Annotated in this window: 22 protein-coding genes and 3 pseudogenes; 15 read left to right on the forward strand and 10 right to left on the reverse strand. The window is 60.4% G+C overall.

What is annotated here, in order from left to right; translation table 11 throughout:
* Positions 1-34: 34 nt before the first annotated feature.
* Together cydB and P6U16_RS07925 are read right to left on the reverse strand one after the other, a co-directional pair.
* Positions 35-1,039: a cytochrome d ubiquinol oxidase subunit II gene (gene cydB, locus P6U16_RS07920; RefSeq protein ID WP_277703276.1), complete on the reverse strand. Its 1,005-nt coding sequence runs from the start codon at positions 1,037-1,039 to the stop codon at positions 35-37.
* Positions 1,029-2,447: a cytochrome ubiquinol oxidase subunit I gene (locus tag P6U16_RS07925; protein ID WP_277703277.1), complete on the reverse strand. Its 1,419-nt coding sequence runs from the start codon at positions 2,445-2,447 to the stop codon at positions 1,029-1,031. Before P6U16_RS07925 ends, cydB begins: the two co-directional genes overlap by 11 nt.
* Before the next feature lie 462 nt (positions 2,448-2,909).
* On the opposite strand from P6U16_RS07925, the gene P6U16_RS07930 reads away from it, so the two are divergent.
* Positions 2,910-3,473 carry a transglutaminase-like cysteine peptidase gene (locus P6U16_RS07930; protein WP_277703278.1) on the forward strand — a complete coding sequence of 188 codons (564 nt, stop codon included), beginning with the start codon at positions 2,910-2,912 and terminating at the stop codon, positions 3,471-3,473.
* Positions 3,474-3,583: 110 nt separating this feature from the next.
* Here P6U16_RS07930 and P6U16_RS07935 read toward each other — a convergent pair whose 3' ends face one another.
* The 5 genes and pseudogenes from P6U16_RS07935 to P6U16_RS07955 all read right to left on the reverse strand — a co-directional run bounded on the left by P6U16_RS07935 (position 3,584) and on the right by P6U16_RS07955 (position 7,964).
* Positions 3,584-4,753 carry a M20 aminoacylase family protein gene (locus P6U16_RS07935; protein ID WP_277703279.1) on the reverse strand — a complete coding sequence of 390 codons (1,170 nt, stop codon included), beginning with the start codon at positions 4,751-4,753 and terminating at the stop codon, positions 3,584-3,586.
* 1 nt (position 4,754) lies between these two features.
* A complete protein-coding gene (locus P6U16_RS07940) occupies positions 4,755-5,579 on the reverse strand; it encodes an ABC transporter permease subunit (RefSeq protein WP_277703280.1) in 825 nt (274 codons plus the stop codon).
* Positions 5,576-6,303: pseudogene (locus tag P6U16_RS07945) on the reverse strand (ABC transporter permease subunit). The gene P6U16_RS07940 and the pseudogene P6U16_RS07945 overlap by 4 nt, the downstream one beginning before the upstream one ends.
* A 68-nt stretch (positions 6,304-6,371) precedes the next feature.
* Positions 6,372-7,154: a transporter substrate-binding domain-containing protein gene (locus tag P6U16_RS07950; protein WP_277703281.1), complete on the reverse strand. Its 783-nt coding sequence runs from the start codon at positions 7,152-7,154 to the stop codon at positions 6,372-6,374.
* 36 nt (positions 7,155-7,190) lie between these two features.
* On the reverse strand, positions 7,191-7,964 hold the full coding sequence (locus P6U16_RS07955) for an ATP-binding cassette domain-containing protein (RefSeq protein WP_277703282.1): 774 nt from the start codon (positions 7,962-7,964) through the stop codon (positions 7,191-7,193).
* Positions 7,965-8,171: 207 nt separating this feature from the next.
* Between P6U16_RS07955 and P6U16_RS07960 the strand changes: the two are divergent.
* From P6U16_RS07960 to P6U16_RS08000, 9 genes and pseudogenes are all read left to right on the forward strand, one after another.
* Positions 8,172-9,049 (forward strand): annotated as a pseudogene (locus P6U16_RS07960) (arginine deiminase family protein).
* Positions 9,046-9,675, forward strand: a complete 630-nt coding sequence (locus P6U16_RS07965; protein WP_277703283.1) for a TetR family transcriptional regulator C-terminal domain-containing protein — start codon at positions 9,046-9,048, stop codon at positions 9,673-9,675. Before P6U16_RS07960 ends, P6U16_RS07965 begins: the two are co-directional and overlap by 4 nt.
* A gap of 16 nt (positions 9,676-9,691) precedes the next feature.
* Positions 9,692-10,882, forward strand: coding sequence for a pyridoxal phosphate-dependent aminotransferase (locus P6U16_RS07970; protein ID WP_277703284.1), 1,191 nt, complete (start codon positions 9,692-9,694; stop codon positions 10,880-10,882).
* Entirely contained in the window at positions 10,879-12,489 is a 1,611-nt protein-coding gene (locus tag P6U16_RS07975) for a 5-guanidino-2-oxopentanoate decarboxylase (protein WP_277703285.1), read from the forward strand. Before P6U16_RS07970 ends, P6U16_RS07975 begins: the two co-directional genes overlap by 4 nt.
* Positions 12,490-12,596: 107 nt before the next feature.
* Entirely contained in the window at positions 12,597-13,082 is a 486-nt protein-coding gene (locus tag P6U16_RS07980) for a hypothetical protein (RefSeq protein WP_277703286.1), read from the forward strand.
* A gap of 99 nt (positions 13,083-13,181) precedes the next feature.
* Positions 13,182-15,713, forward strand: coding sequence for a protein translocase subunit SecD (secD, locus tag P6U16_RS07985; protein WP_277703287.1), 2,532 nt, complete (start codon positions 13,182-13,184; stop codon positions 15,711-15,713).
* 428 nt (positions 15,714-16,141) lie between these two features.
* Positions 16,142-16,354, forward strand: coding sequence for a hypothetical protein (locus tag P6U16_RS07990; RefSeq protein ID WP_277703288.1), 213 nt, complete (start codon positions 16,142-16,144; stop codon positions 16,352-16,354).
* A gap of 200 nt (positions 16,355-16,554) precedes the next feature.
* A pseudogene (locus P6U16_RS07995) lies at positions 16,555-17,018 on the forward strand (Rrf2 family transcriptional regulator).
* Between the two features lie 205 nt (positions 17,019-17,223).
* On the forward strand, positions 17,224-18,234 hold the full coding sequence (locus tag P6U16_RS08000; protein ID WP_277703289.1) for a KpsF/GutQ family sugar-phosphate isomerase: 1,011 nt from the start codon (positions 17,224-17,226) through the stop codon (positions 18,232-18,234).
* 215 nt (positions 18,235-18,449) lie between these two features.
* On the opposite strand, the gene P6U16_RS08005 is transcribed toward P6U16_RS08000, so the two are convergent.
* Both P6U16_RS08005 and P6U16_RS08010 read right to left on the reverse strand, forming a co-directional pair.
* Complete coding sequence (locus P6U16_RS08005; RefSeq protein WP_277703290.1) at positions 18,450-19,490, reverse strand: glutamine synthetase beta-grasp domain-containing protein; 1,041 nt, start codon at positions 19,488-19,490, stop codon at positions 18,450-18,452.
* Complete coding sequence (locus P6U16_RS08010; RefSeq protein ID WP_277703291.1) at positions 19,487-19,846, reverse strand: hypothetical protein; 360 nt, start codon at positions 19,844-19,846, stop codon at positions 19,487-19,489. Before P6U16_RS08010 ends, P6U16_RS08005 begins: the two co-directional genes overlap by 4 nt.
* Positions 19,847-19,987: 141 nt before the next feature.
* On the opposite strand from P6U16_RS08010, the gene P6U16_RS08015 reads away from it, so the two are divergent.
* The gene (locus P6U16_RS08015; RefSeq protein ID WP_277703292.1) at positions 19,988-20,179 is read left to right on the forward strand and encodes a DUF2735 domain-containing protein; all 192 of its coding nucleotides are present in this window, start codon (positions 19,988-19,990) and stop codon (positions 20,177-20,179) included.
* A gap of 76 nt (positions 20,180-20,255) precedes the next feature.
* Here P6U16_RS08015 and P6U16_RS08020 read toward each other — a convergent pair whose 3' ends face one another.
* Positions 20,256-21,272: a LacI family DNA-binding transcriptional regulator gene (locus P6U16_RS08020; protein WP_277703293.1), complete on the reverse strand. Its 1,017-nt coding sequence runs from the start codon at positions 21,270-21,272 to the stop codon at positions 20,256-20,258.
* Between the two features lie 209 nt (positions 21,273-21,481).
* Between P6U16_RS08020 and P6U16_RS08025 the strand changes: the two genes are divergently transcribed.
* The 4 genes from P6U16_RS08025 (at position 21,482) to P6U16_RS08040 (ending at position 26,817) form a co-directional block, all read left to right on the forward strand.
* Positions 21,482-22,510: an ABC transporter substrate-binding protein gene (locus P6U16_RS08025; RefSeq protein WP_277703294.1), complete on the forward strand. Its 1,029-nt coding sequence runs from the start codon at positions 21,482-21,484 to the stop codon at positions 22,508-22,510.
* 154 nt (positions 22,511-22,664) lie between these two features.
* Positions 22,665-24,908 (forward strand): iron ABC transporter permease, encoded by a 2,244-nt coding sequence (locus P6U16_RS08030; RefSeq protein ID WP_277703295.1) that lies wholly within the window; start codon positions 22,665-22,667, stop codon positions 24,906-24,908.
* Positions 24,905-25,966 (forward strand): ABC transporter ATP-binding protein, encoded by a 1,062-nt coding sequence (locus tag P6U16_RS08035; protein WP_277703296.1) that lies wholly within the window; start codon positions 24,905-24,907, stop codon positions 25,964-25,966. Before P6U16_RS08030 ends, P6U16_RS08035 begins: the two co-directional genes overlap by 4 nt.
* A 50-nt stretch (positions 25,967-26,016) precedes the next feature.
* Positions 26,017-26,817 carry an inositol monophosphatase family protein gene (locus P6U16_RS08040; RefSeq protein ID WP_277703297.1) on the forward strand — a complete coding sequence of 267 codons (801 nt, stop codon included), beginning with the start codon at positions 26,017-26,019 and terminating at the stop codon, positions 26,815-26,817.
* Position 26,818 lies beyond the last annotated feature (1 nt).

The following is a 26,818-nucleotide window of genomic DNA, read 5'->3' on the forward strand; positions in this document are numbered from 1 at the left end:
CAGAGCAGTTTGCGCGGAAGGCTGTTTTCCGCCATCAGTGATAGCCCTCTTCCGGATTGACCTTCCCGCGAAACACCCAATAGGCGTAACCGGTGTAAATCAGGATGATCGGCACGAGAACCAGTGCGCCGACAAGCAGGAAGGCAAGGCTCGAATCCGGCGCCGCCGCATCCCAGATCGTGACCGATGGGGGCACGATGAAGGGATAGAAGCTGATACCGATGCCGGCATAGCCAAGAACGAAGAGGGCGAGCGCGGCCAGGAACGGCTGAACATCGCGGCCGTTGCGGATGCCCAGGAAGAGAAGTGCAAAGCAGCCAAGGACGAGTGCTGGAACGATAAAGCTGAAGATGGCGGTCGGCCAGCCGAACCAACGATCAAGATAGAGCGGATTGAGGAACGGCGTCCAGAGACTGACCACGCCCATCGCCGCGATGGTGGCAAAACAGGTGCGGAAGGCAATACGCCGCGCCCTCTCGTTGAGGTCGCCACTGGTCTTCATGACGAGCCAGGTGGCGCCGAGCAGCGCATAACCGATGACCAGGGCCACGCCCGTGGCCATGGAGAAGGGCGTCAGCCAGTCCCACCAGGCACCGGCATAGGCGCGATTAACGACTGGAATACCCTGCACCAACGCGCCGAGCGCCACGCCTTGCGAAAAGCCGGCCAGCATCGAGCCGCCGGCAAAGGCCCAGTTCCACAGGAACTCGCCGCGTTTCGTGCGCCAGCGATATTCGAAGGCGACGCCGCGGAAGATGAGGCCGAGCAACATGGCGATGATCGGTGCGTAAAGTGCTGGAAGGATCGTCGCATAGGCGAGCGGAAACACCGCCATCAACCCGCCGCCACCCAGCACCAGCCAGGTCTCGTTGCCGTCCCAGACCGGGGCGACCGAATTCATCATGACATCGCGATCGTGTTTTTCCGGGAAGAACGGAAACAGGATGCCGACGCCGAGATCGAAGCCGTCGAGGATGACATAGGCCAGCACGGCAAAGGCGATGATGCCGGCCCAGATGAAGGGAAGGTCAATGGCCATGATGCGTACTCCCGTGATGGCTTCCAGTGGCGGGGCCAGGCGTAATGCCGGCCGTTCTGATCGGTCCGTCGTCGAGATCCGGCATGGGATCGCGTGGCAGGCGCTTCATCAGGCGCAGGATGTAGAATGTACCCGCCCCGAAGACGAGGAAGTAGACGATGACGAAGGCGATCAGCGACGCGGCGACGGCGGGAGCCTCGACTGGGGAAATCGAATTCGCCGTCAGCAGATGACCGTAGATCGTGTAGGGCTGGCGGCCAACCTCGGTGGTAACCCAGCCGGCCAGCACCGCAACGAAACCGGCGGGTCCCATCAACACCGCGACGCGGTGCAGCCAGTCATTGCTATCAAGCGTACCGCGCCAGCGGCACCACAGGCTCCAGAGCCCGAGACCCAGCATGGCAAAGCCGATGCCGACCATCACCCGGAACGACCAGAAGACGATGGCGACGGGTGGCTCCAGTTCGTCCGGCACGGTATCGAGACCGGCCAGTGGGGCGTTGAGGTCGTGCTTGAGGATCAGGCTCGACAGCTTCGGGATCTCGATGGCGTAGTCGATCCGTTTTTCCGCGGAATTCGGAATGCCGAACAGGATCAGCGGCGCGCCGTTCGGATGGCTCTCATAGTGCCCCTCCATCGCCATGACCTTGACCGGCTGATGTTCGAGCGTATTGAGGCCATGGGCGTCACCGGCCATGATCTGGATCGGCGCGACGATCGTCGCCATCCACATGGCCATGGAGAACATGGTGCGCGAGCGTCTGGGCGCCGTGTTGCGCAAGAGGTGCCATGCGCCGACGGCGCCGACGACCAGCGCGGTGGTCAGGTAGGCGGCCAGCACCATGTGCACCAGGCGGTAGGGGAAGGACGGATTGAAGACGATCTTCCACCAGTCGAGCGGAATGAACTGGCCGGCCGCATTCATCCCGAAGCCATCGGGTGTCTGCATCCACGAGTTCACCGCCAGAATCCATGTGGCTGAGATCAGCGTACCGAAGGCGACCATGCCCGTGGCGAGGAAATGCAGTTTGGGTCCGACACGGTGCAAGCCGAACAACATGACACCGAGGAAACCTGCCTCCAGGAAGAAGGCCGTCAGGACCTCATAGCCCATCAATGGACCGATGACCGGCCCGGCCTTGTCGGAAAACACGCTCCAGTTCGTGCCGAACTGATAGGACATGACAATGCCCGAGACTACGCCCATGCCGAAAGCGACCGCAAAGATCGTCTTCCAGAAATTGAACAGGTCCATGTAGACCTGATCCTTCTTCCAGAGCCACAGCGCCTCAAGCACGGCCAGATAACTCGCGAGCCCTATGGAAAAGGCAGGGAAGATGATGTGGAAGGAAACGGTGAAGGCAAATTGTATGCGGGCGAGCAGGGTCGCGTCAAAAGTTTCGAACACGGTGCAGTCCTTTCCTCGGCGATCACCGTCCGGTTCGTGCCCCTTTTCTGTCGGGCGTCTCCGTTCAAACCCTTGGGTTCACCGTCCCTTGAATCTGTCCCAAAGCGGCCAAAGGTCAATGCCGTTTTCCCGCCAAAGTGTCACACTGCGACAATCTCGCGCCTGTGGCATTGTGGATCACCCCTCGACCTTCGCCGGTACACCACGCCTTTGAATAGAATTTGCGTCGACTAAGCCGGTCTTTTGAATCGCTTTTTCGGAAAATGCGAATTGTGTAAAATTGTAGAGATCGGTTTAAGCGGGCCGAAAACTGTCTCGGCTACAGTCTGGCTATCGGAGAACGAAACCAGCAATCGGGGTTTCGCTGCATGACGCTTCGCCGTGCGCCGGAATGAATCCGGCAAATAAACCCGACGGTGTCCGGACAGGGACAGATGAGCGGGCCCAAAAAGGGACAGGGACATGAAACCGCTTTTCCTCGGCATCGTTGCCGCCATCACCATGACGATCGGTACGAGCGCGCCATCCCATGCCATGAACATCAGCTCGGCGACGCGCTCGATCGCAACTGCAATGCCTGTTGAAGCCGCACGGTTCAGCGAGCGCGCGAAATTCTCGCGCCAGCTCTTCTGCCTGCAAATGGGCAATGACTGCCGCACCGGCGGCAAGAACGTTGTTGCCTACACGAACAAACTGCGCACCGTGCCGGCTTCGGTCAACCGCACCGTCAACCTTGCCGTGCCAGCGATCCGCGCCCAGCGCGAGCTCCTTTCCTTCAGCCCACTTCCCGGCCCCAGTGAAGATTATGTGATGTTGAAGCGTTCGCAATTGATCAAGGCCGGCGTGCCGGCCAGCTCCATGCGGATCGCCAATGTCACGCGGCCTTATGGCCGTCGCCATTCGGTTCTGGTCGTGGCGACCACGAACGGCGATTTCGTACTCGACAATCGCCAGCAGGCAATCGTCAAGCGCAACAACAGTGGCTACAGTTTTGTGTCTCTCGCCGAGATGCACTTTTCCGACTAAGCGCCCCGGCGCTTCCAAAGTTTACCTGACGACCTGAACTGTCCCGACTTGCCGCAGGAAGCGATTCCTGCGGCCTTTTCCGTTTGCCCCTTGCATGGCGGCGGCGGCCTTCAGTTTGACGGCAGATAGGCCTCCACAAGCTCCGTCCAGAAGGCCGCGCCGATCGGCAGGAGATCGTCGTTGAAGTTGTAGCCGGGATGGTGCAGCGGCTTCTCGTCGCCTGTGGTGCTCGTCCCGAGGAAGAAGTAGGTGCCCGGGCATGCCTTCAGCATGTAGGCGAAATCCTCGCTGCCCATGAAGGGACAGGCGAGATCGACAACCTTGTCGGGGCCTGCAAAACGGATCGCGAGGTCGCGGACGAAATCGGTTTCGGCCGTATGGTTGATCGTGGCATCGTAGGATCGCTGATAGTCCACGGTTGCGGTCATGCCGAAGCTTTCGGCCTGGCTCCGCGCAACCGTGGTGATGCGGCGTTCGAGTTCGTCGCGAACCTTCGGGTCGAAGGAGCGGATGCCGACGACGATCTCGGCGCGCTCGGGAATGATGTTGCTGGCAGAGCCGCTATGGAAAGCGCCCACCGTAATGACGCTCGGATCCATCGGATGGATGTTGCGCGAGACGATGGTCTGCAGCGCCATCACGATCGATGCGCCGCAGACGATCGGATCGGCGGTGTCCTGCGGCTCCGCACCATGGCCGCCGCGGCCATTGATGGTGATGCGCGCCTCATCGACCGCCGCCATGATCGGCCCGTCGCGGAGCGCGAACTGGCCAAACGGCAGGTTCGGTTCGTTGTGGAGCGCAAAGACGGCATCGCAGGGAAATCTTTCGAACAGGCCCTCCTCCATCATGATCTTGGCGCCGCCGAAATTTTCTTCCGCCGGCTGGAAGATCAGGTGCACCGTCCCGTCGAAATTGCGGCGTTCGGCGATGGCGCGGGCTGCTCCCAGAAGCATGGTCGTATGGCCATCATGACCGCAGGCGTGCATCAGGCCGGGCGTCTTCGACGCATAGTCGAGGCCTGTTTCCTCCAGGATCGGCAGGGCGTCCATGTCGGCACGGATGCCGATCGAGCGGCTGCCGGTGCCATTGCGCAGGGTCGCAACCAGCCCGGTCTTTGCCAGTCCCCGCGTGACCTCGTAACCCATGGCCTCCAGATGACCGGCAACAACGTCGGACGTCCGTGTTTCCTCCAGACCAAGCTCCGGATGGGCGTGCAGATCGTGACGGATGGCGACGAGCTCCGGAAGAGCGTTCGACAACGAGATATTGATGGTCATGTCAGGCACCACGCGTCGGTATGCGATTTTCGAAATATTTGAAGGCGATAACCATGATCCCGGTGAGGAGCATGTAGATGAGCGCAAGCAGCAGCAGCGGCTCGTAGGTGAGGAATGTTTCCTGCCGAACTCTGGAGATGACCGCATAGACATCGACGACGGTGATGGTTGCCACCAGTGGGGTCGATTTCAGCTGCAGCACCGTCTCGCCATTCAGGGTCGGCAGGGCTCGGTGCAGGGCCCGCGGCAGCCAGATGCGCCGAAACAGCGTCCAGCGGCTCATGCCATAGGCGCGGCCCGCCTCGAGCTCGCCGGCCGGCACGCCGGCAAAAGCGCCGCGCATGACCTCGCCCTCATAGGCGGCGAAGGAGATTGTCAGCGCCGCCACGCCATAGGGCCAGGATTCGCGCAGATAGGGCCAGAGGAAGGATTGGCGGATGGCCGGAAATTGGGGAAACAGCGAGCCAAGACCATAATAGAGCAGCCAGAGCTGCAGCAGAAGCGGCGTGCCGCGAATGATGGTACAGAACCAGCTGGCCGGGCCTTTCAGCCACCAGGGACCGGTGACCTGAACGAGGCCGAGCGGCACGGCGAGCAGAAAGCCGAGAAAGGCCGTGCTGAACAGCATGGCGAGCGTGACCAATATGCCGCTGCCCAGCCGCGGCAGGTAGCGCGGAAGCCAATCCCAGCGCATGAACCAGGCAACACAGAAGACCAGCGCCGCGAAGGCGACGATCAGCACGATCCGGTGCGGCTTGAGGAAGCTTTTAGCCCGGGGCAAATCCTCGGGCGTGAAGGCGACGGCATGGGTCGTGGTGTCGGTCATGACTGCTCCACGAAACCGCGCCGGGCCCGGCGCTCGATCAGGTTGATAAAGACATTGGAAACAAGCGTCAGGAGCAGATAAAGCACGCCGGCGGCAAAAGAAGAGCAGGTAGGACTTCGTCGTGCCGGCCGCCTGGCGGGTCACGAGCGTCAGTTCGCTGAAACCGACGACCGCCAGCAGGGCGGTATCCTTGGTAGCGATCAACCAGAGATTGGACAGGCCCGGAATGGCATAGGGCAGCATGGCGGGCAGTGTCACCCGGGTCATGACCTTGATTGGCGACATGCCATAGGCCCGCGCCGCCTCGATCTGGCCGGCAGGCACCGCCTTGATGGCACCGCGCAGTACTTCGGTGGAATAAGCGCCCTGCACGACGCCGATGACGAAGATGCCGGCGACAAGGCCGCTGATGTCAATCGTGCCGACGCCGATGAGCGTCAGGACGTGATTGATGGCGTCGGTGCCGGCGTAATAAAGAAGCAGGATCAGCACGAGTTCCGGGACGGCGCGCACGATCGTCGTGTAGCATTCGAGCAGGTCACGCAGGATTGGTCCGCCATAGAGCTTTCCGAAAGCGCCGCCAACACCGAGCAAAAGCCCCAGCGAATAGCCGCCAATGGCGATCTGCAGCGAATTGAGGAAGCCACGCAAAGAACGCCGCCCCAGCCGGGGGCGAAAATGCAAGCAGGCTCCAGTTGACGAGCGAACCCGGATCAGCGGCCATGTAACCTGATACCCGTTGGAGAAGGGCCGGCGGACGCCCGCCGGCCAAGACACTGAGGGGATGGAAGATCAGCCGCCGTAGACGTCGAAGTCGAAATACTTCTTCGAAAACGTATCGTAGGTGCCGTTTTCGCGGATCGCCTTGATCGCCGCGTTGATCTTGCCCTTCAGTTCCGTGTCTTCCTTGCGGATACCAACGCCGACGCCGGCGCCGAGAATCGTCGGATCATCCTTGACGTTGCCTTTCTTGTCGCAGCAGGCAGCCCCCTGCTCGCTCTTCAGGAAGGCATCGAGCGTGATCGAATCGGCCTGAACTGCATCGAGACGACCAGCGGCGAGGTCGTTATTGGCCTCGTCCTGCGTCTGGTATTCCTTCAGGGTCGCGCCAGCCGCAACGAAATACTTGTTGGCGTAATCTTGGTGGATCGTCGAGACCTGCACGCCGATCGTCTTGCCAGCAAGACCTTCCGGCGTCGCCTCGAACTTCACATCCTTCGGGCCGATGACGGCGGTCGGGGTGTTGTAGTATTTGTCGGAGAAGTCGATCGTCTTCATGCGCTCTTCGGTGATCGACATCGAGCCGATGATGACGTCGATCTTCTTGGAGGTCAGGGCCGGAATGATGCCATCCCAGGCGACCGGCGTGATCACGCAATCGAGTTTGGCTTCGGCGCAGATCGCCTTCTGGAATTCGACTTCCCAGCCTTCCCAGTTGCCCGAGGCATCCGGCGAGGTGAAGGGCGGATAAGGCTCGGCGGCAAAGCCGACCTTGACTTCCTGGGCGGCGACGGAGGCGGCACCGGAGAGGCCGATGGCCAGCGCGACGGAGAGGATCTTGAGCGTGTTTTTCATGGCTGTTCCCTTTTTGGATTGTTGAGTATTGATCTGTCAGTGGATCGAGCTGATAAATCGTTTCAGCCGTTCCGATTTCGGTGCGCCGAAAATGGCATCCGGCGGGCCTTGTTCCTCGATGAGACCGTCGGCGAGGAAAACGATGTGATTGGCAACTTCGCGGGCGAATTTCATCTCGTGGGTCACGAGGATCATGGTCCGCTTCTCCTTGGCAAGATCGCCGATGACGGCAAGGACTTCGCCGACGAGTTCGGGATCGAGCGCCGAGGTCGGCTCGTCGAACAGCATGACCAATGGCTGGATGGCGAGCGCACGGGCAATTGCCGCGCGCTGCTGCTGGCCGCCGGACAGGAAGGCCGGATAGGCATCGCGCTTTTCGTAGAGGCCAACACGGCGCAGCAGGGTTTCGGCCGTCGCCATTGCTTCCGCCTTCGATTTGCCGAGCACGTGGATCGGCACTTCGGTGACATTCTGGAGGATGGTCATGTGCTGCCAGAGATTGAAGCTCTGGAATACCATGCCGAGCTGCGTGCGCAACCTCTGCACCTGGCGGCGATCGGCCGGCATCTGGCCGCCATGTCCGTCCTTCTTCATGGCGATCGTCTCGCCGTGAATGGTAACGGAGCCTGCCGTCGGCAGCTCCAGCATGTTGATGCAGCGCAGGAAGGTGGACTTTCCGGAGCCGCTGCCGCCGATGATGGCGATGACATCGCCCTCCTTCGCCGTCAGCGAAACACCTTTCAGCACCTCCAGCGGCCCGAAACGTTTGTGCAGGTCCGTCACTGCAATCGCCTGGGCACTATCCGTCATGAATGATCTGCCCGTGTCAGGCAGAGAGCCGGTCTTGAACACATGAAAACAGTTCCCCTGGTTTCTTCGTGCGGCATTTTTGCCTGTCACGCTGTTTCATGAGGTCATCGTTGCACTTGTGCAGAAATTATTCAAGCGTATAATAACGCGAATGCTGCTTATTTTGGCAGTCCCTCCATATGATCAAATTTCCAACAGGAGTTTAGAATGTCCGCTTACGGTTCGCAGGAAATGTCGGCCAATCTGACGCGCGTGCTGATGCGCAGGCCGGGAGCGAGCCTGAAATCGGCCGATCCGTCAAAGTGGCATTATGGCCCGACCTTCGATGGCGAAAAGGCCCTCCGGCAATATGACGTATTTGCATCGCTGGTGGAAAAATCCGGTGCGGAAATCCTCTGGATGGAAGACAGGGGCGATGGCCTGGCAGACGCCATGTTCACCCACGACCCATCGCTGATGACCGATCATGGCGCGGTGCTGCTCAACATGGGCAAGCCGCTGCGCGTTCCGGAAACGGCGCTGCACGAGGCGGCCTACAAAAAGGCCGGCATCCCGATCCTTGGCCGCATCACCGCCCCCGGCACCGTCGAGGGCGGCGATTGCATCTGGCTCGACGCCGAGACACTTGTTGTCGGCCGCGGCGTGCGCACCAATGAAGAGGGCATCACCCAGCTTGCCGAAATCCTGCTGCCGCACGATATCACGGTGCTCAGCTACGACCTGCCGCTCTGGCAGGGGAAGAGGCCTGCCTGCACCTGATGTCGGTGATGAGCCCGCTTTCCAGTGGTCTGGCCCTGGTTTTTGCGCCGCTCCTGCCGGCCTCCTTCTACATGCTGCTCAAGGAATGGGGCGTGGCGATGATCGAGGCGCCGGCGGACGAATTCCATGCCAGCAACGGGCTCAGCCTCAACGTCCTGCCGGTTCGGCCGAACGAGGTCATCATGGTTGCGGGCTTCCCCAAGACAAAGGCCGCAATGGAAACCGCCGGCTGCACCGTCACGACATTCGAGGCCGACGCGCTCTGCATCGCCTGTGAAGGCGGACCAACCTGCCTGACCCGGCCGGTTCTGCGGCGGGCTGCATGAGCCGCCGCGCCTTTCATCGAGCGCCGGAAGGCGAGCGTCGGCAGGACCTCATCGAGGCCACGCTCGACTGCATCGTCGAATTCGGCCTGAAAGGCGCGACACTTCGCCAGATCGCCATCCGGGCCGGCGTCACAGCCGGGCTGGTACGCCATTATTTCGACAGCAAGGACCAGATGGTCGCCGAAGCCTATCGCGCGGTCATCGCCTCGCTGACGGAAAAGGCCGAAGCCGTGAAGGGCAATCCCGAAACGCGGCTGCGCGAATTCATCGTCATCAACCTGACCGAGCCGGTGGCGAACAGTCGGAGCCTTTCGCTCTGGGCCGCCTTCATCAGCCAGGTGCGCGTCGATACGACGCTGGCCGAGATCCACCGCGAGGGTTATCTGAGCTTCCGCAATGCGCTGGAAGGTCTGCTTGAGGATTTCCTCATCGCCAAGGGGCAAACACCTGCAGACGGAGAATGCCGCCGGCTCGCCATCGCCATCAACGGCCTGATGGACGGATTGTGGCTGGAAGGCTGCCTGGCCGCCGATCTTTTCCGCGAATCCGAACTGGTGACCATCGCCATGACCTCCGTCGAGGCCATGCTCGGACTGCCGCTGACACAGACCAACAATAGGACCTGAAAAGGAGAAGACCGCCATGCGTTATGCTTCGATTACCGATCGCCTGGCCGATCTCGGATCCGGAAAATGGGCGCTGCACATCCGCGCCCGCGAGATGAAGGCCAAGGGTGCCGATATCATCGAACTGACCATCGGCGAACCCGACCTGCCGCCCGATCCGTCCCTTATCGCGGAGTGCCAGCGTGCCATGAATGCCGGCCGCTACCGCTATTCCAACGGGCGCGGCGAAACGCCGGTGGTCGAAGCGCTGACGGCAAAATATGCCCGGCGTCGCGCCGGTGTCACCGCAGAAAACGTCATGTGTTTTCCGGGCACGCAAACCGCATTGTTTGCAGTCATGCTCGGGCTGGTCGAAGCCGGCGACGGCGTGCTGACCGGCGACCCGCTCTATGCGACCTATGAAGGCGTCATCCAGTCGACCGGCGCGCATCGCCTTACCGTGCCGCTGCGACCCGAGCATGGTTTCCATATGCAGGCTGCCGACCTGGAAAAGGCGATCACGCCGGACTGCCGGGTTCTGCTTCTGAACACGCCGCACAATCCGACCGGCGCGGTTTTGACCACCGATGAGATTGCCGCCATCGGCGAAGTCTGCTGCCGGCACGATCTCTGGATCGTCTGCGACGAGGTTTACGAGGAACTTGTGTTTGCCGGCACCTTTGCCTCGCCTTTCGACAATCCGGGTCTTGCCGATCGTACCATCGTTGTCTCCTCGATCTCCAAGTCGCATGCAGCGCCCGGCTTCCGCAGCGGCTGGGCGATCGGGCCTGCCGAATTTGCCCATCGCCTGCTGCCGATTTCCGAAACCATGCTGTTCGGCGTCCAGCCGTTCATCGCCGACATGACTGCCTATGCGCTCACCCATCCGATCGAAACATCTGCCCTGATGCGTGCCTCCTATCAGGCGCGCTCCAACAGGATTACCGCGGCGCTCACCGGCGCATCCGGCATCGTGCCGCTGCCGCCGGAAGCCGGCATGTTCATCCTGCTCGATGTCAGCGGCACAGGCATGTCCGGTGAAGCTTTCGCCTGGCTGCTGCTGGAGGAGATGGGAGTGGCCGTCATGCCAGGCGCGTCCTTTGGCGACGAGGCCCTGTCCTACGTGCGCATGAGCCTCACCGTGCCGGAAGCCGCGATTGATGAGGCCTGCCGCCGCATCCGGGCACTGGCGACACGTCTTGCCACCCCTTTGGAGCGCCGCGCATGAACGAGATGATGAAAACCGTCGGAGAGGTGCTGGTCGATCTCTTGGAAGCAAACGGCGTCGAGGTCGTCTTCGGTATTCCGGGCGTGCACACCGTCGAGCTCTACCGCGGCCTTGCCGCCTCGCCGATCCGCCACATCACCCCGCGCCACGAACAGGGCGCCGGATTCATGGCCGATGGGTATGCCCGTGTCAGCGGCAAGCCGGGCGTGGCCCTTGTCATCACCGGCCCGGGCCTTACCAACACGATCACGGCGATGGCACAGGCACGGCAGGATTCGATCCCCATGCTGGTCATTTCAGGCGTCAACCGGCGGGATTCGCTCGGCCATGGCCGCGGCATGCTGCACGAACTGCCGGACCAGCAGGGCATGATGAAGACGCTGGCGCTCTATTCGCAGACCCTGCTCAATCCCGGCGATCTGGGCTCCATCGTCGAGCGCGCTTTCTCCGTGCTGACCTCGGGGCGCCCCGGCCCCGTACATATCGAGATCCCGACGGACGTGATGGCCGCCCGTATTCCGAGCCCTGTGCTGCGCAAGGCCAATGTGACGCGTCCGCGCGCAGATGCTGAGACGATGCAGAAGGCGGCGATCCTGTGCGCAGCCGCCTCTCGCCCTGTCATCATGTGCGGTGGCGGCGCGATTACAGCAGAAGCCGAAATCCGCGAACTGGCAGAGCGCATTGATGCGCCTGTTGTGATGACGGTCAATGCCCGCGGCATGCTGGCCGGCCATCCCCTACGCGTACCGGCGAGCCCGAGCCTGAAAGCCGTTCGCGCGCTGCTGTCCGAATCGGATCTCGTCATCGCGCTCGGCACGGAAATGGGCCAGACCGACTACGACATGTATGCCGATGGTGGCTTCCCGATCCTTGGCAACCTTATCCGCACCGATATCGACGCGGCCCAGCTGGCCCGCGGACCGCATGCGGCTCTCTCCATCCTGTCAGGCGCGAAGGCGGCGACATCAGGCATTCTCGCCTTTCTCACCGCCTCTTCCGGCAACAACGGCAAGGGGCGAGCAGCAGCAGTACGCAAGGCGGCACTCAAGGACCTCACCCCCAAGATCCGGATCGAGATCGACGTCATCGATGCGATCTACAAGGCCCTGCCCGATGCCGCCATCGTCGGCGATTCGACGCAGGTGGTCTATGCCGGCAACCTCTATTGCGATGCGCCGCGGGCAAAATCCTGGTTCAATTCGGCGACCGGCTTCGGCGCGCTCGGTTATGCGCCGCCGGCAGCCGTCGGCGCGGCCGTCGCTGATCCGGACAAGCCAGTGATCTGCCTGGTTGGCGATGGCGGCATCCAGTTTTCACTGGCCGAAATCGGCTCGGCGGTTGATGCGAGCGCCACCGTCATCTTCCTCGTCTGGAACAATGACGGTTATCAGGAGATCGAATCCTACATGGTGGAGCAAGGCATTACACCTGAAGGCGTGAAACCGTCGGCGCCCGATTTCCTGCTGGCTGCCCAAGCCTACGGCATTCCCGCCGTGCGGCTGTCGCGTGCCGAGGAACTGGCCGAAGCGCTGACCACAGCCGCCAAGCGAAAAGGCCCGTCGCTGATCGAAATCCACCAGACGCGCACGTCCGGCGTGACGGCTTGAACGCATGCATTGGCGATTCGGGCCGCTGTTCAGGCCCGGTCGCCGGTGGTAAAGTTTGACTTTGCCGTCTCTTGATGATTTTTAGGCCCCGATTGTGAACCGGATCGGTGGAAAATCGTCGCGAAACGTTTCCTGAGTGTGACGATCAGACCGGCAGGAAGGGCAATGTCCTGATGGACATGAACGGCAACAGTGTAAAGCAGGGACAGGCAGGACGGTATTTTGCCGTGCTGTGGATCCTGTTTGCTGCCCTTGCCATGCAGTTCGTCCTCTCGGCACAAGGTTTCTCCGCGCGGGCGTCCGCCATCGAAAAGGCCGGGAATTTCTCTGCGCCGGAAAGCGGCTCCTCCGATCAGGCCCTGTCGCGATCAGCGCTGCGGGCAACTCCCGTGGCCGACCTCCGGTTCACCGCCGACCGTCCCGATGGCAAGTCCATGCCCGGCGGCGCAGGGCCGTTTCTCCTGCCCGGCACAGCCTTCTTCTCTCTGGCTTCAGAAGGTCTGCCAAGCCAGCCCTCATGTTCGCCATCCGCCCATGCGGATGCGACCGGCTATCATTTCCGTGTCCGCGCGCCCCCATTCTTCCGGGCCTGACATGCAGCCGGGCGCGCCATCGCGCCTCACAGTCATCTGACGATTGAATCTCCCTTGTGCCGGCCATTCTGCGGGCAAGGGTAAAAATGGAACCTTATCATGCGCACTTCGAAATGGGCCGTCCTGGCCTATGTGGCGATTACCCTGTTCGGGATACTCGCCGCTCTACCCAATATTCTGACGCCGGCGCAGCAACAGCAGTTTGCGTCCTATCTGCCGGTCGGTCCGGTGACGCTGGGCCTCGACCTCAAGGGCGGCTCGCATCTCGTTCTGGAAGTCGATGCTGCCGGCCTGCGCCAGGCACGGCTGAACACGTTGCTGGACGACACGCGTGGAGCGCTCCGGGCAGAACGCATCCCGGCGTCTTCGGCACGCATCAACGGCGATGCCGTGGTTGTCACCATCCCTGATGAAGCCAATCGCATCAAGGTTCTACCGAAAATCCAGGAACTGGCGGTCCCGACCGGCACGCTCGGTTTCGGTACAGCCACTTCGGATATCGAAGTCACCACCGTTGACGGCACCATCACCGTAAAGCTTACGGAAGCCGGTCTGACCGAGCGCATGACGGCAGCCGTCGACCAGAGCCTTGAGATCATCCGCCGCCGCGTCGACCAGGTCGGCGTTGCCGAACCATTGATCCAGCGCGTTGGCTCCGACCGCATTCTCGTCCAGCTGCCCGGCCTGCAGGACCCGACCCGCCTGCGCCAGCTCCTGGGCTCGACCGCGCAGATGAGCTTCCACATGCTCGACCAGAGCGTCGATCCGAACGGTGTTGCCCCGCGCGGCGTCGACATCCTGCCCGGCGCCAATGATGGTGCCAAGTATGCTGTCGAAACCCGCGTTGCGATCGCCGGTGACCGGCTCGCCGATGCCAAGGCCGGCTTCAACCAGCAGACCAACGAACCGATCGTCTCCTTCACCTTCGACACGCAGGGTGCACGGCAGTTTGCCGAAATCACCCGTGACAATGTCGGTCGTCCCTTCGCCATCGTTCTCGACGGCAAGGTCCTGACCGCTCCAGTCATTCGCGAACCGATCGTCGGTGGCCAGGGCCAGATTTCCGGCAATTTCACTGCCCAGGAAGCAACCGTCCTCTCCGCACTTCTGCGCTCCGGCGCCCTGCCCGCACCGCTGACGATCATCGAAGAACGGTCCGTCGGCCCGAACCTCGGTTCGGACTCGATCCGTATGGGTATCTATACCGGTCTTGCAGGCTTCGTCCTTGTCGTCTCGCTGATGGTTCTGCTTTATGGCGCCTGGGGCATGATCGCCAATATCGGCCTTCTGCTGCACACCATCCTGACCATCGGCGTTCTCGGCATGCTCGGCTCGACGCTGACCCTGCCCGGTATCGCCGGTATCATTCTCGGCATCGGCATGGCAGTGGATGCGAACATCCTGATCAACGCGCGTATTCGCGAAGAAACAGCGGCTGGTGCAGGCGCGATGAAAGCGCTCGATATCGGCTTCAACAAGGCCTATGCGACGATCATCGACAGTAACGTCACCACGCTATCAGGCACGATCCTCCTGTTCATGTTCGGCACAGGCCCTGTTCGCGGTTTCGCGATCACCATGATGATCGGCATCGTCATTTCGATGTTCACCTCGATCACCGTCGTGCGCCTGATGATGCAGCAGTTCGTCGTCCGTCGCAAAATGAAGAAGCTGGATATTCCGTGGCTGTTCGGCCAGGTGCGTCACCTTCCCTCCTTCTCCTTCATGCGCGGCAGGTTCATTGCCATCGGCATGTCGGCCTTCCTGTCGATCAGCTCCATCATTCTGTTCTTCACGCCGGGCCTGAACTACGGCATCGATTTCGTCGGCGGTATTCAGGTAGAAGCAACGTCAAAGGTCGAACTCGATATCGGCCGGTTGCGCACTGAACTCGAAGACCTGAACATCGGCGAAGTCGCCCTTCAGGAGTTCGGCCAGAACAGGTCTGTCCTCATCCGCGTCCAGCGTCAGCCGGGCGGAGAGCAGGAACAGACGGTTGCGCTGAACAAGATCAAGGAAAGCGTTACAGAGGTCATTCCGGATGTGAGCTTCGAGCGCACGGAAGTTGTCGGCCCGACGATCAGCGCGGAACTGGCACGCTCCGGCTTCCTGGCCGTTGCACTCGCCATGCTCGCCATCCTGTTCTACATCTGGTGGCGGTTCGAATGGCACTTCGCCGTGGGCGCCATCGCGGTGCTGTTGCTCGACATCACTAAGACGATCGGCTTTTTCGCGCTCACCGGCATCGACTTCAACCTGACGGCCATCGCCGCCGTGTTGACGATGATCGGCTATTCGGTGAACGACAAGGTCGTGGTTTACGACCGCATGCGTGAAAACCTGCGCAAGTACAAGTCGATGCCCTTCTCCGACCTCATCGACATGTCGATCAACCAGGTTCTTGCCCGTTGTATCTTCACATCGATGGCCACGGCCTTCTCGCTGGTACCGATGGCGATCTGGGGTGGGGATGCCGTGAAGAGCTTCGCCTGGCCGATGATTTTCGGCGTGATCGTTGCGACCACCTCGTCGATCTACATCGGTGGCCCGATCCTTCTGTTCCTCAGCCGCTGGTGGTCGGAACGCGAAGCGAGCCGTGCTCCGGCTCCGGGCGAGATCAGCAAGGTCTGATTTACGGCGTATCATCATCGAAATCGATCAAGGCAGCCTCGGGGCTGCCTTTTTCATCGGAAGGTCATCCAGGCGTCATGAATGTGTGGCATGGCATGCCCTGCGCTAGCACTTAGCTGCCATGCGCAAAAATAATTCCTATTTTTGTGTTTTTAATTGACAAAAATAGTAGATTATTCTACGTATCAGTGCAGAGCAAATGCTCTGTTTAATGAAGCACCCGCCGCAATAGCCGCGCGCGGACCAGTCAGGGAGAGTGCCATGACCGCAATCATTCGCATCACCGCTTTCCACGGCTGGAATGCTCTTTGTCGTGCACCGGTGAAAGCCACGTCCATTCGCGCCATTGGCCGAATGTGATCCCCTCCTAAGCTTTTTCCTTTCCACGATTTGAATGATCCGCGCCTAGCGCGGCAGGAGCATGCGTCATGAACAAACAGGTTATTGAATATGGTGGTGAAGCCGTCGGTGTCGTCGTCCCGGACGAACACGGCCTGAAGTTTCTCGCGGTCAAATACGATGTCTGGGCTCTCGATGCCCAGAGATTCCGCTCCGTCGACGAAGCAAGAGCCGCGATCCGGCAGCTTTTTGCAAGGCAAGCAACACGACGCATCTCGCGCCCCACGCTCGCCGTGGCTTGAGATTTCAAGGGCATTACACGGTGTTGATCCCGTCCACATCGGGATCCACCGATCAGGCGGGCGCTTTTGGCCCAGGTTTTGGCAAATTTTCACAAAATCTGTATATTTGCCATGATTGCGAATGTAATGTGCAGCCTTGAGCTGGAAGAATCGATGGGACTCCAAGATTCCGGCTGCATCTGTGGGAAAAGCGGACTGTCATGCTGACGAAAAAGGGAAAATACGGGCTGAAGGCTTTGGTTGACCTGGCGGCGCTTGCACCGGGTGAGACTGCCTTCATCAACGAGGTTGCCAGTCGCAACAACATCCCGAAAAATTTCTCGACACCATCCTGCTTGAACTGCGAAATGCCGGCATCCTGCGGTCGAAAAAAGGACCGGGCGGCGGTTATTCCCTCTCCCGCCCAGCCGCCGATATCCGGATCGGTCATGTGGTGCGCACGCTGGATGGCCCGCTCGCGCCAATCCGCTGCGCCAGTCGGACCGCTTACGAAATGTGCGACGACTGCAACGATCCGGAGACCTGCGAAGTTCGCCGCTCGATGACGACGGTCAGGGATGCGATCGCCGAAATTCTCGACACGATGACACTCGAGGATTTCGTGCGCAATGAACGCCTGCCGATGTCAGCGGAAGGCGAAGCCGTGGAAAAACTTGCGGGCTGAACCCGGCTGCGCGGGTACCGAGTTGTTTTCCATTGACAACTGCGGCCCCTTTCCCGCTTTCAATGCGCTCGACATCCGTGGTGCAATTCTTGATCATTGAGCCTATGTTGCGGCATTGGTCAGGCGAGTGTTATCGCCGATGTGAATCGATCCTTGTTCGGCAGCCTGTGTTTGCTGGCGTTCAGCGATCCGGAGTAGTGTGAATATGGGTCTCAGGCAGATGGAAACGGGTACGGAGACGGAAGCCGCAGTGGTCGGCTCGATCACCCGGACAATGGCGAAGGCAGTCGAGGGCATCAGCGCCTTGGCGGCGCGTTTCGCATCAGACCAAAATCTCAGCAGCAGTTTTGTCAAGGCCGTCGAACTGATCGCCAACAGCGGTGGTCGAGTCGTGGTGTCTGGCGTCGGCAAGAGCGGTCATGTCGGCCGCAAGATCGCCGCCACCATGGCCTCGACCGGCACATCCTCCTATTTCGTGCATCCAACCGAAGCCAGCCATGGCGATCTGGGCATGATCACATCGGACGACCTGCTCATTCTTCTGTCCTGGTCGGGCGAAACGGCTGAACTGGGCAATATGCTCACCTATGCCAAACGCTTCAACGTTCCGGTCATTTCGGTTACTTCGAATTCTGAAAGCCTGCTTGCCCGAAATTCAGCGGTGGCGATCACGCTGCCAAAGGTGGTTGAGGCCTGTCCGCATGGACTTGCACCCACGACATCAGCCATGCTGCAACTGGCTGTCGGCGATGCGCTGGCCATCGCCCTGCTGGAGCGCCGCGGCTTCTCGGCCGAAGATTTCAAGACGTTCCATCCCGGCGGCAAGCTTGGGTCCCAATTGCTTCTTGTCAGCGAGCTTGCCCATTCCGGCGAGGCCGTACCGCTTCTGCCGATCGGAACGGCAATGAGCGACGCGGTGATCCACATGTCGACAAAGGGCTTCGGCGTTCTGGGCATTGTCGATGAAAAAGGGCTTTTGACCGGCGTCATCACCGATGGCGACTTGCGCCGCCATATGTCGCAGACCCTTTTGTCGGAAACTGTGGACACCATCATGTCGCGCAACCCGCGCGTGGTGAAGAGTTCGATCCTCGCCAGTGCTGCTATGGAATTCATGCAGGCACAGAAAGTGACCGTTCTGTTTCTCGTCGATGAACGCGGCGCACCGACCGGCATCCTTCACATTCATGACCTGCTGAGGGCGGGTGTCGCTTGAGGCGGTGCCAAACGGCATCCGCGAGGCGTTTGTTTCTTCGGCTAGGTGAAAGGCCAAGCCATTTTTGCTGCTTGTTTGCGCGGTACGCGTAGCCAATGCGGATTGCGGCCTCGCGCCGTTGTGCCCGCGCGCAAGGAGGCAACGCGGCATGGTCCATTCAGCATGGCGCTGAACGGAATCGTGGCGCCGATCGGAACCGGCGCCACGAAAAGAAATCAGGCTGCTGCTGAAGCGCTGTCGGCAAGCGGAACTTCCGCGATCGTCTTCAGAACCTGCGAAGCGATTTGGTAGGGGTCGCCCTGGCTGTTCGGACGGCGATCTTCCAGATAGCCCTTGTAGCCATTGTTGACGAAGGAATGCGGAACGCGGATCGAGGCGCCACGGTCGGCAACGCCGTAGGAGAACTTGTTCCACGGAGCCGTTTCGTGCTTGCCGGTCAGGCGCTTGTCGTTATCAGGACCGTAGACGGCGATATGATCCATCAGGTTCTTTTCGAAAGCAGCCATCAGGGCTTCGAAATATTCCTTGCCGCCGACTTCGCGCATGTACTTGGTCGAGAAGTTGCAGTGCATCCCCGAGCCGTTCCAGTCCGTGTCGCCGAGCGGCTTGCAATGATACTCGATGTCGATGCCGTATTTTTCCGTCAGACGCTCAAGCAGGTAGCGAGCCATCCAGATTTCGTCGGCAGCCTTCTTAGAGCCCTTGCCGAAAACCTGGAATTCCCACTGGCCCTTGGCCACTTCGGCATTGATGCCTTCGTGGTTGATGCCGGCAGCGAGGCACAGGTCGAGATGCTCTTCGACGATCTCGCGGGCAACGTCGCCGACGTTCTTGAAGCCGACGCCAGTATAATAAGGACCCTGCGGAGCCGGATAGCCAGCTTCCGGGAAGCCGAGCGGGCGGCCGTCCTGGTAGAAGAAATATTCCTGCTCGAAACCGAACCACGTGCCTTCGTCATCGAGAATGGTTGCACGCTTGTTGGTCGAATGCGGCGTGACGCCATCCGGCATCATGACTTCGCACATGACCAGGGCACCATTGGTGCGGGCCGGATCCGGATAAATCGCAACCGGCTTCAGCACGCAGTCGGACGAGCGGCCTTCGGCCTGCATCGTCGACGAACCGTCGAAGCCCCACAGCGGAAGCTGCTCAAGCGTTGGGAAAGCATCAAATTCCTTGATCTGTGTCTTACCGCGGAGATTCGGTACCGGTGTGTAACCATCGAGCCAGATGTACTCGAGCTTGTATTTCGTCATTTCAAACCTCTCATGGGTTGATGATGCGCAGCACCAGGAAAACCTGAACCGTGCCCCGCCGCCAACGGCTGCAGACTTACATGCATGGCGCGTGCCAGTTCATCTCCCAACGTCGATTTTAGCGTTTTGGGGGCGGCGGCAAGGCTGCCCAGTTCTTGGACGCCGGACATAAGAGCGGGCGACGCAAAATACGCGAAACAACTGGCATAATTGAGTTTTTCGAGACGAATGGAGCGATTTTTCGAGATTTTCGTGCCGGCTTTAACCAAAAATCGTGCCCGCTGCGCATTTTTTACACAGAACGCGCGACATTTTGTCTTTTCGTGCAGACGCACAAATTTTGTTTGAAAAAGCACGCCGCATCGACCGTGCTTAAAAAATAGCCTATTTTTTAAGCTAAGTGATTTTTTTAATCAGATGCGCGCATTTCCTGCCCAGATGTGTTATAGTCAAAAAAATCGATCCAAGAGGGTCCGTAGAGCAGAAAGCACTTCAACATGGCAGTCAGTTCATCCGGCGTGTCCGCCCAAATCTTCGAGTTCCCCATCGGTGGCCGCAAGTTCGGCCGCCGCCGCTTCGAACAGTCCGGCACGATTGCCGAATTCAAGCCGAAGCCGGTCATGGTTCTCGATTACAGCAATTGGTATCACGAAGAAGCCATGCGCGAAGAACAGACGCCGAAGTCGTAATTCGGCGGATATAGCGTCGCCTTGCCCGCCCTGCATCGGGCGCATGAATTTGCGGACGATCTCCGGCTGAGATTTATCAGCCCGCGCGGATGGACCCGCGCCACACCAGATCGGCATGGAGCCGCCGCGACGACCGTGACCGCCTCAAATCCGCATCCATCTCGTCACCGAGCCAAGAGACCGCCTCCTGTGCGATTGCCTCGACAGGCTGGGCGAATGTCGTCAGGTTATAGGACGACCAGGAGGCCTGCTGGATATCGTCGAACCCCGCCACACAAAGCTCTTCCGGCACCGACAGCGAAAACTGGTGGCGCGCCGCATCGAGAAATCCGCAGGCCAGCAGATCCGTTGCACAGAACACGGCGTCCGGCCGAACGTCTCGCGTCATCAGCTTCTGTGCCAGCACCTTGCCACTCTCATAAGTGGTTCCGCCATGGCGCTCGACGATGACATCCAGGCCATGGGCTCTGGCCGCATCGACAAAGCCTTCCTCGCGCGCCATGAGGCTCGGAGTCTTGGCGTCCGAATTGGCGAATGCCAGGCGGCTGCAGCCGGCGCGCACGAAAGCCGTCACCACCCGACCGGCCGCCTCCCGGTCATCAAGGTTGATCTTCAACGTTCCGTCCTGATCGTCGTTTCGATTGATGAGCACAAGGCGCTGGCCGCTCTTGAGACATAGGTCCGCAATCGACTTGTCGGGCAGACCGGAGAGGATGATCGACGCATCGGCCCGGTAGCGGATAGCCTGTCGCAGCGCAAGATCGACGCTGCCATCGGAGCGGTCGGTATTGATCAGCATGGCGATCTTGCCAGCGTTCTGCAGGTGCTGGGTCAGCGCCTTCACCAGGCTGGAACGGTACGGCGTTGCCATGTCGGAGACGATCAGACAGACGATGCCGCTTTCGTTGCGCATCAGTCCGCGGGCCAGCTGGTTAACGTGATAACCCAGGGCTTCGGCCGCCGCGATCACCTTGCTACGCGTTTCCGGAGACACGCTGGCGCCGGGTGTGAAGGTTCGCGAGACAGCGGAGCGCGAAACGCCGGCCCGCTCGGCCACTTCAAGCGCGCTCACATAAATCTTGCCCTGAGCCATAGCATCACTCCATTGATTGCCGTCATAAGTTTGCACAAAAGTGCAATCCTGTGCAATGCACCATCTTCAGGGGACCAAGAATGGAGAACTATCTAATATATGAATTTGAAACAAGACGTATTGACAGTCGTGTTTTGTTCATGAGAACCTTGCACACGCTTGCAAGGCGGGCGGCGTGGAGGCGCCGCATTCAAACGGGAGGAATATCCATGCGTTCAGCATTCATTGCCGCAACAGCTGTTGCCGCTGGAATAACGATGTCGGCACCAGCGGCTCAAGCCGCAGGCGATCTCAATCTCATCTGCTCGGCCGACGTCGTCATCTGCGAGCAGATGAAGGAAGACTTCGAGAAGGAAAACGACATCAAGGTCAATATGGTACGCCTGTCATCGGGCGAGACCTATGCCAAGATCAGGGCCGAAGCCCGCAACCCGAAGACAGACCTCTGGTGGGCAGGGACCGGCGATCCGCACCTGCAGGCCGCATCGGAAGACCTGACGCTCGAATACAAGTCGCCGATGCTGGATCAATTGCAGGATTGGGCGAAGAAGCAGGCTGAAAGCGCAGGTTACAAGACGGTCGGCGTTTATGCCGGCGCACTCGGCTGGGGCTACAACACGGACATCTTCAAGGCCAAGGGCTTCAAGGAGCCGAAGTGCTGGGCCGACCTGCTGGATCCGCAATTGAAGGGCGAAATCCAGATCGCCAATCCGAATTCCTCCGGTACCGCCTATACGGCGCTCGCCTCGCTGGTCCAGATCATGGGCGAAGACCAGGCTTTCGACTACCTGAAGAAGCTCAATGCAAACGTCTCGCAATATACAAAGTCGGGATCGGCGCCCGTGAAGGCCGCCGCGCGTGGCGAAACGGCGCTTGGCATCGTCTTCATGCACGATGCGGTCGCCCAGACCGTCGAAGGTTTCCCGGTCGTGTCCGTCGCCCCCTGCGAAGGCACGGGCTACGAGATCGGTTCAATGTCGATCATCAAGGGCGCGAAGAACCTCGATAATGCCAAGGCCTGGTATGACTGGGCGTTGAAGCCCGAGGTGCAAACGCGCATGAAAGACGCCAAGTCCTTCCAGCTGCCGTCCAATAAAAGCGCCGAAATCCCCAAGGAAGCACCGAGGTTCGAGGACATCAAGCTGATCGATTATGACTTCAAGACCTATGGTGATCCCGCAAAGCGCAAGGAACTGCTCGAGCGTTGGGATCGCGAGATCAGCGCCAACGCAAACTAGGCCATGACGGCGGTGCGGCAAGCATAGCCTTCGTCGCATCCCAGGTTTCCCGGCCCGGAGACTGTGTCACATGTCCTCCAAAGATGTGGACATGGTCTCCGGCCACCTTCCCTTTCAATTCTTTGTCACGTCATGAAAAGGCGCGGGGCTCGTCATGGACAATCGCAACCGCAGACTGGATATCGTGCTGGGGCTGGCTATCGCCGCTTTCTTTCTGATGCCCTGGTATCGCATCGAAGGTGGTTTCCTCGGCTTCACCTGGCTGAGCGGATTTCCGACAGATGCTGCGGTCGCGCCCGGACTTCTGCAGATCCTTGGCCATGGTCGCTGGTGGTTAAGCCTCGCACTGCTGCTTGTCGGCCTCGCCGTTTCGGCGCGTTTCGTCGCTGATCCGATGCGCCGCGGCGCGCTCCTTGCCGGGGCCGGCGGGCTCGGAGTCGGGTTTCTTTCGCTGCAGGGCCTCGCCGTCGGTTTCTCCGGCTGGACGTGGACGATCAGCGAAACGCTGTTCGGAACGCTCGCAAACGGGCAGCCTGCAATGGGTGCAGGCGCCGTGGTGGCAGCCCTCTGCTTCGTCCTGATCCTCTCATTCGGCCTTGCCGAACGCGGCGTCATGAAGGGCGATGCCTTCGTCGTTTCGGCCATCGCGCTTCTCGTCTTTCTCGTGGCTATCTTCGTCTTCTATCCCGTGTTCAGCATGCTGGTCGGCGCCTTTCAGGATTTCGACGGCTCGTTCAATCCCGATGGCTTCACGCGTAACATCCAGGACAGTTCGATCTGGAGCCTTGGCTGCGTCATCGGCGGCGAGCGCTGCGGTGTTGCCTGGCGCACGCTCTGGCTTGCCCTGATGACGGCAAGCGGATCGACCCTGCTCGGGCTTGCCTTTGCGCTGGTTGCCACACGCACCCGCTTTCCCTTCAAGAAGGGCCTGCGGCTCTTGACCGTGCTGCCGATCATCACCCCGCCATTCGTCATCGGCCTGGCGCTGACCCTGCTCTTCGGACGCGCCGGCGTCGTCACCGAAGGTCTGTCCAGCCTGTTCGGCATCGAACCGGGTCGCTGGCTCTATGGCCTGACCGGCATCTGGATCGCCCAGGTCCTCTCCTTCACGCCGATTTCCTTCCTCGTGCTGATCGGCGTCGTCGAGGGCGTCAGCCCGTCGATGGAAGAAGCCTCGCAGACGCTGCGCGCCGACCGTTGGCGGACCTTCTGGCGGGTTTCGCTGCCGTTGATGAAGCCCGGCCTTGCCAATGCCTTCCTGATCGGCTTCATCGAAAGCATGGCTGATTTCGGCAATCCACTGGTGCTCGGCGGCAGCCATGGCGTGCTCTCAACCGAAATCTTTTTCGCCGTCGTCGGCTCGCAGAACGATCCGTCCCGCGCTGCCGTGCTCGCCATCATCCTGCTCTGCTTCACCCTCACCGCGTTTCTTGCGCAGCGCTACTGGCTGTCGGGCAAGAATTTCGCCACCGTCACCGGCAAGGGCGACAGCGGGTCACATATTGCGCTGCCAAAGCCGCTGTCGATCGGTGTGCATGCCATCGTCATTCCCTGGATGATCTTTACCGTCGTCGTCTACGGCATGATCCTTGTCGGCGGTTTCGTGAAGAGCTGGGGTCTCGACAACTCGCTGACAACAGAACATTACAGCCGCGCCTTTTCGATCGAAATGCGCGACGGCACCGTTGCCTGGACCGGCGTGGCCTGGAACTCGTTCTGGACGACGATGGAGATCGCGCTGATTTCCGCACCGCTGACGGCGATCGTCGGGTTGCTCACCGCCTATCTGATCGTCCGACAGAAATTCGCTGGCCGCGAACTGTTCGAATTCGCCCTGATGATGAGTTTTGCCATTCCCGGCACGGTCATCGGCATCAGCTACATCATGGCCTTCAACCTGCCGCCGCTCGAAATGACCGGTACTGCCCTGATCCTGATCGCCTGCTTCGTCTTCCGCAACATGCCGGTCGGCGTGCGTGGCGGGGTCGCGGCAATGAGCCAGCTCGACAAGAGCCTCGACGAGGCGTCGCTGACGCTGCGCGCCACGAGCTTCCGGACCATCCGCAAAGTGATCCTGCCGCTTTTGCGCCCGGCCATCACCGCAGCGCTGGTTTATTCCTTCGTGCGCGCCATCACCTCGATCAGCGCCGTGATCTTCCTTGTTAGCGCCGAATACAACATGGCGACGTCCTATATCGTCGGGCTCGTCGAAAACGGCGAGTATGGTGTGGCAATCGCCTATTCCTCGATGCTGATCGTGGTGATGATCGTCGTCATTGCCGGCTTCCAGCTGCTGGTCGGCGAACGACGTCTGCGACGCGAAAATCGCGTCTCCGGCCTGACCACCCCTGCCCTTCCTCTACAGCCCTCTTCGTCCCGTCAGGAGAAAACCGCATGAGCGTCCACACATCCGGTTCGGTGGTCTTCCAGAACCTGCGAAAAACTTTCGGTACGTTTACCGCTATCCACGACCTGTCGCTTACGATCGAGCCTGGTACACTCGTCACGCTGCTCGGGCCGTCCGGTTGCGGCAAGACGACGACGCTGCGCATGCTGGCCGGGCTCGAACATCCGACCTCCGGTCGCATCCTGATCGGCGGCAAGGACGTGACCATGCTGCCGGCCAACGAGCGCGATGTCTCGATGGTCTTCCAGTCCTACGCACTGTTTCCGCACATGACCTCGCTCGACAATGTCGCCTATGGGCTGGAATCCTCCGGCATGAAGAAGAAGGAAGCCCGCGAGCGGGCCGAGGAAGGACTGAAACTTGTCGGCCTCGGCGGCTTCGGCCAACGTCTTCCAGCCGAACTTTCCGGCGGACAGCAGCAGCGCGTCGCCGTTGCCCGGGCGCTGGTACTCGAGCCGCAGGTCCTGCTGCTGGATGAACCGCTCTCCAACCTCGATGCCCGCCTGCGCCGCCGCGTTCGCACCGAAATACGCGAATTGCAGCAGCGTCTCGGTTTTACCGCCGTTTACGTGACCCACGATCAGGATGAGGCGCTCGCCGTTTCCGATCGCATCATTGTCATGAAGGATGGGCATATCGCGCAGGAAGGCACACCACGTGACCTTTATGAGGCGCCCGCATCCGCCTTCATCGCCGATTTCATGGGCGAGGCAAATGTTGTGGCCTGCGAGGTTATTGCAGTCGAAGGCGAAGATGCGACCATCCGTATCGGCACCCATGAACATCGCGTGCCAAGCCGAAATGCAAAGCTGGGGCCGGCGAAACTTGCCGTCCGGCCGAACTCGATCACGCTGGAGCCGGCTGCAGACGCCGCCTTTTCCGGCAGGATCACCCATGCCGCCTATCTTGGCGACCACGTCGAATACGAGGTAGAGACCGCTAACGGGACGCTGTTCGTCGTTGATCCGGCCGTCGAGCGCGCACTTGCCCCGAAAACCGGGGTCAATATTGGTTTCAAAGGACGCGGCATCGCGATCATCAACGACTGACCGGTTTGTCGCCGGATACACACAGCCATTTCGAAAGAAGGACAATTTTCATGACATCGCAGACACCTGACATCGGCGCGCGTTTCACGCTGGCGCAGGATATCGTGCGCGAGGCCGGCGCTCTCGCACTCGACTATTTTGAGAAGCGCGAAACGCTCGTGATCGAAACGAAACGCGATCCGCAGGATGTCGTGTCGATCGCCGACCGCAATGTCGAAACCCTGATCCGTGACCGGGTGGCGGCGCAATTCCCTGAAGATGGGTTTCTCGGCGAGGAATATGGGCTCGTCGATGGGAGCTCGGGCTATATATGGATCGTCGATCCGATCGACGGCACCAGTCCTTTCGTCAACGGCATGCCGAACTGGTGCGTTTCGATCGCGGTGCTTTTTCAAGGCGAGCCGGTTGTCGGTGTTATTTCTGCTCCCTGCCACGGCGAATACTATCTCAGCGCCAAGGGCCATGGCGCGACGCTCAACGGCAAGGTCCTGACGCTCGATCCATCCCGCACCATCCGCAATTCCGTCACCGGCCTCGGCGCCAACAACCACGTGACGCCTGCATTCGTCGGCAAGATGGTTGAAAGCCTGCTCGATGCCGGTGGAAATTTCATTCGCAACGGCTCCGGCGCGCTGATGCTCGCCTATGTCGCAGCTGGCCGCCTCGTCGGCTATTACGAGCCTTACATGCACGCCTGGGACTGCATGGCGGGCTTCTGCCTGGTGAAGGAAGCCGGCGGCTGGTTCCTGCCTTTTCCGACAGAGGGTGCTGGTTTGACGAAAGGGGCACCCGTGCTTGCTGCAGCACCGGGGGCAATCGAGGATCTGAAAATGATTGCAGGCGTAGTCTAGC

The sequence above is a fragment of the Rhizobium sp. 32-5/1 genome (assembly GCF_029537235.1).
In the GTDB taxonomy this organism is placed as follows: Bacteria; Pseudomonadota; Alphaproteobacteria; order Rhizobiales; family Rhizobiaceae; genus Pararhizobium.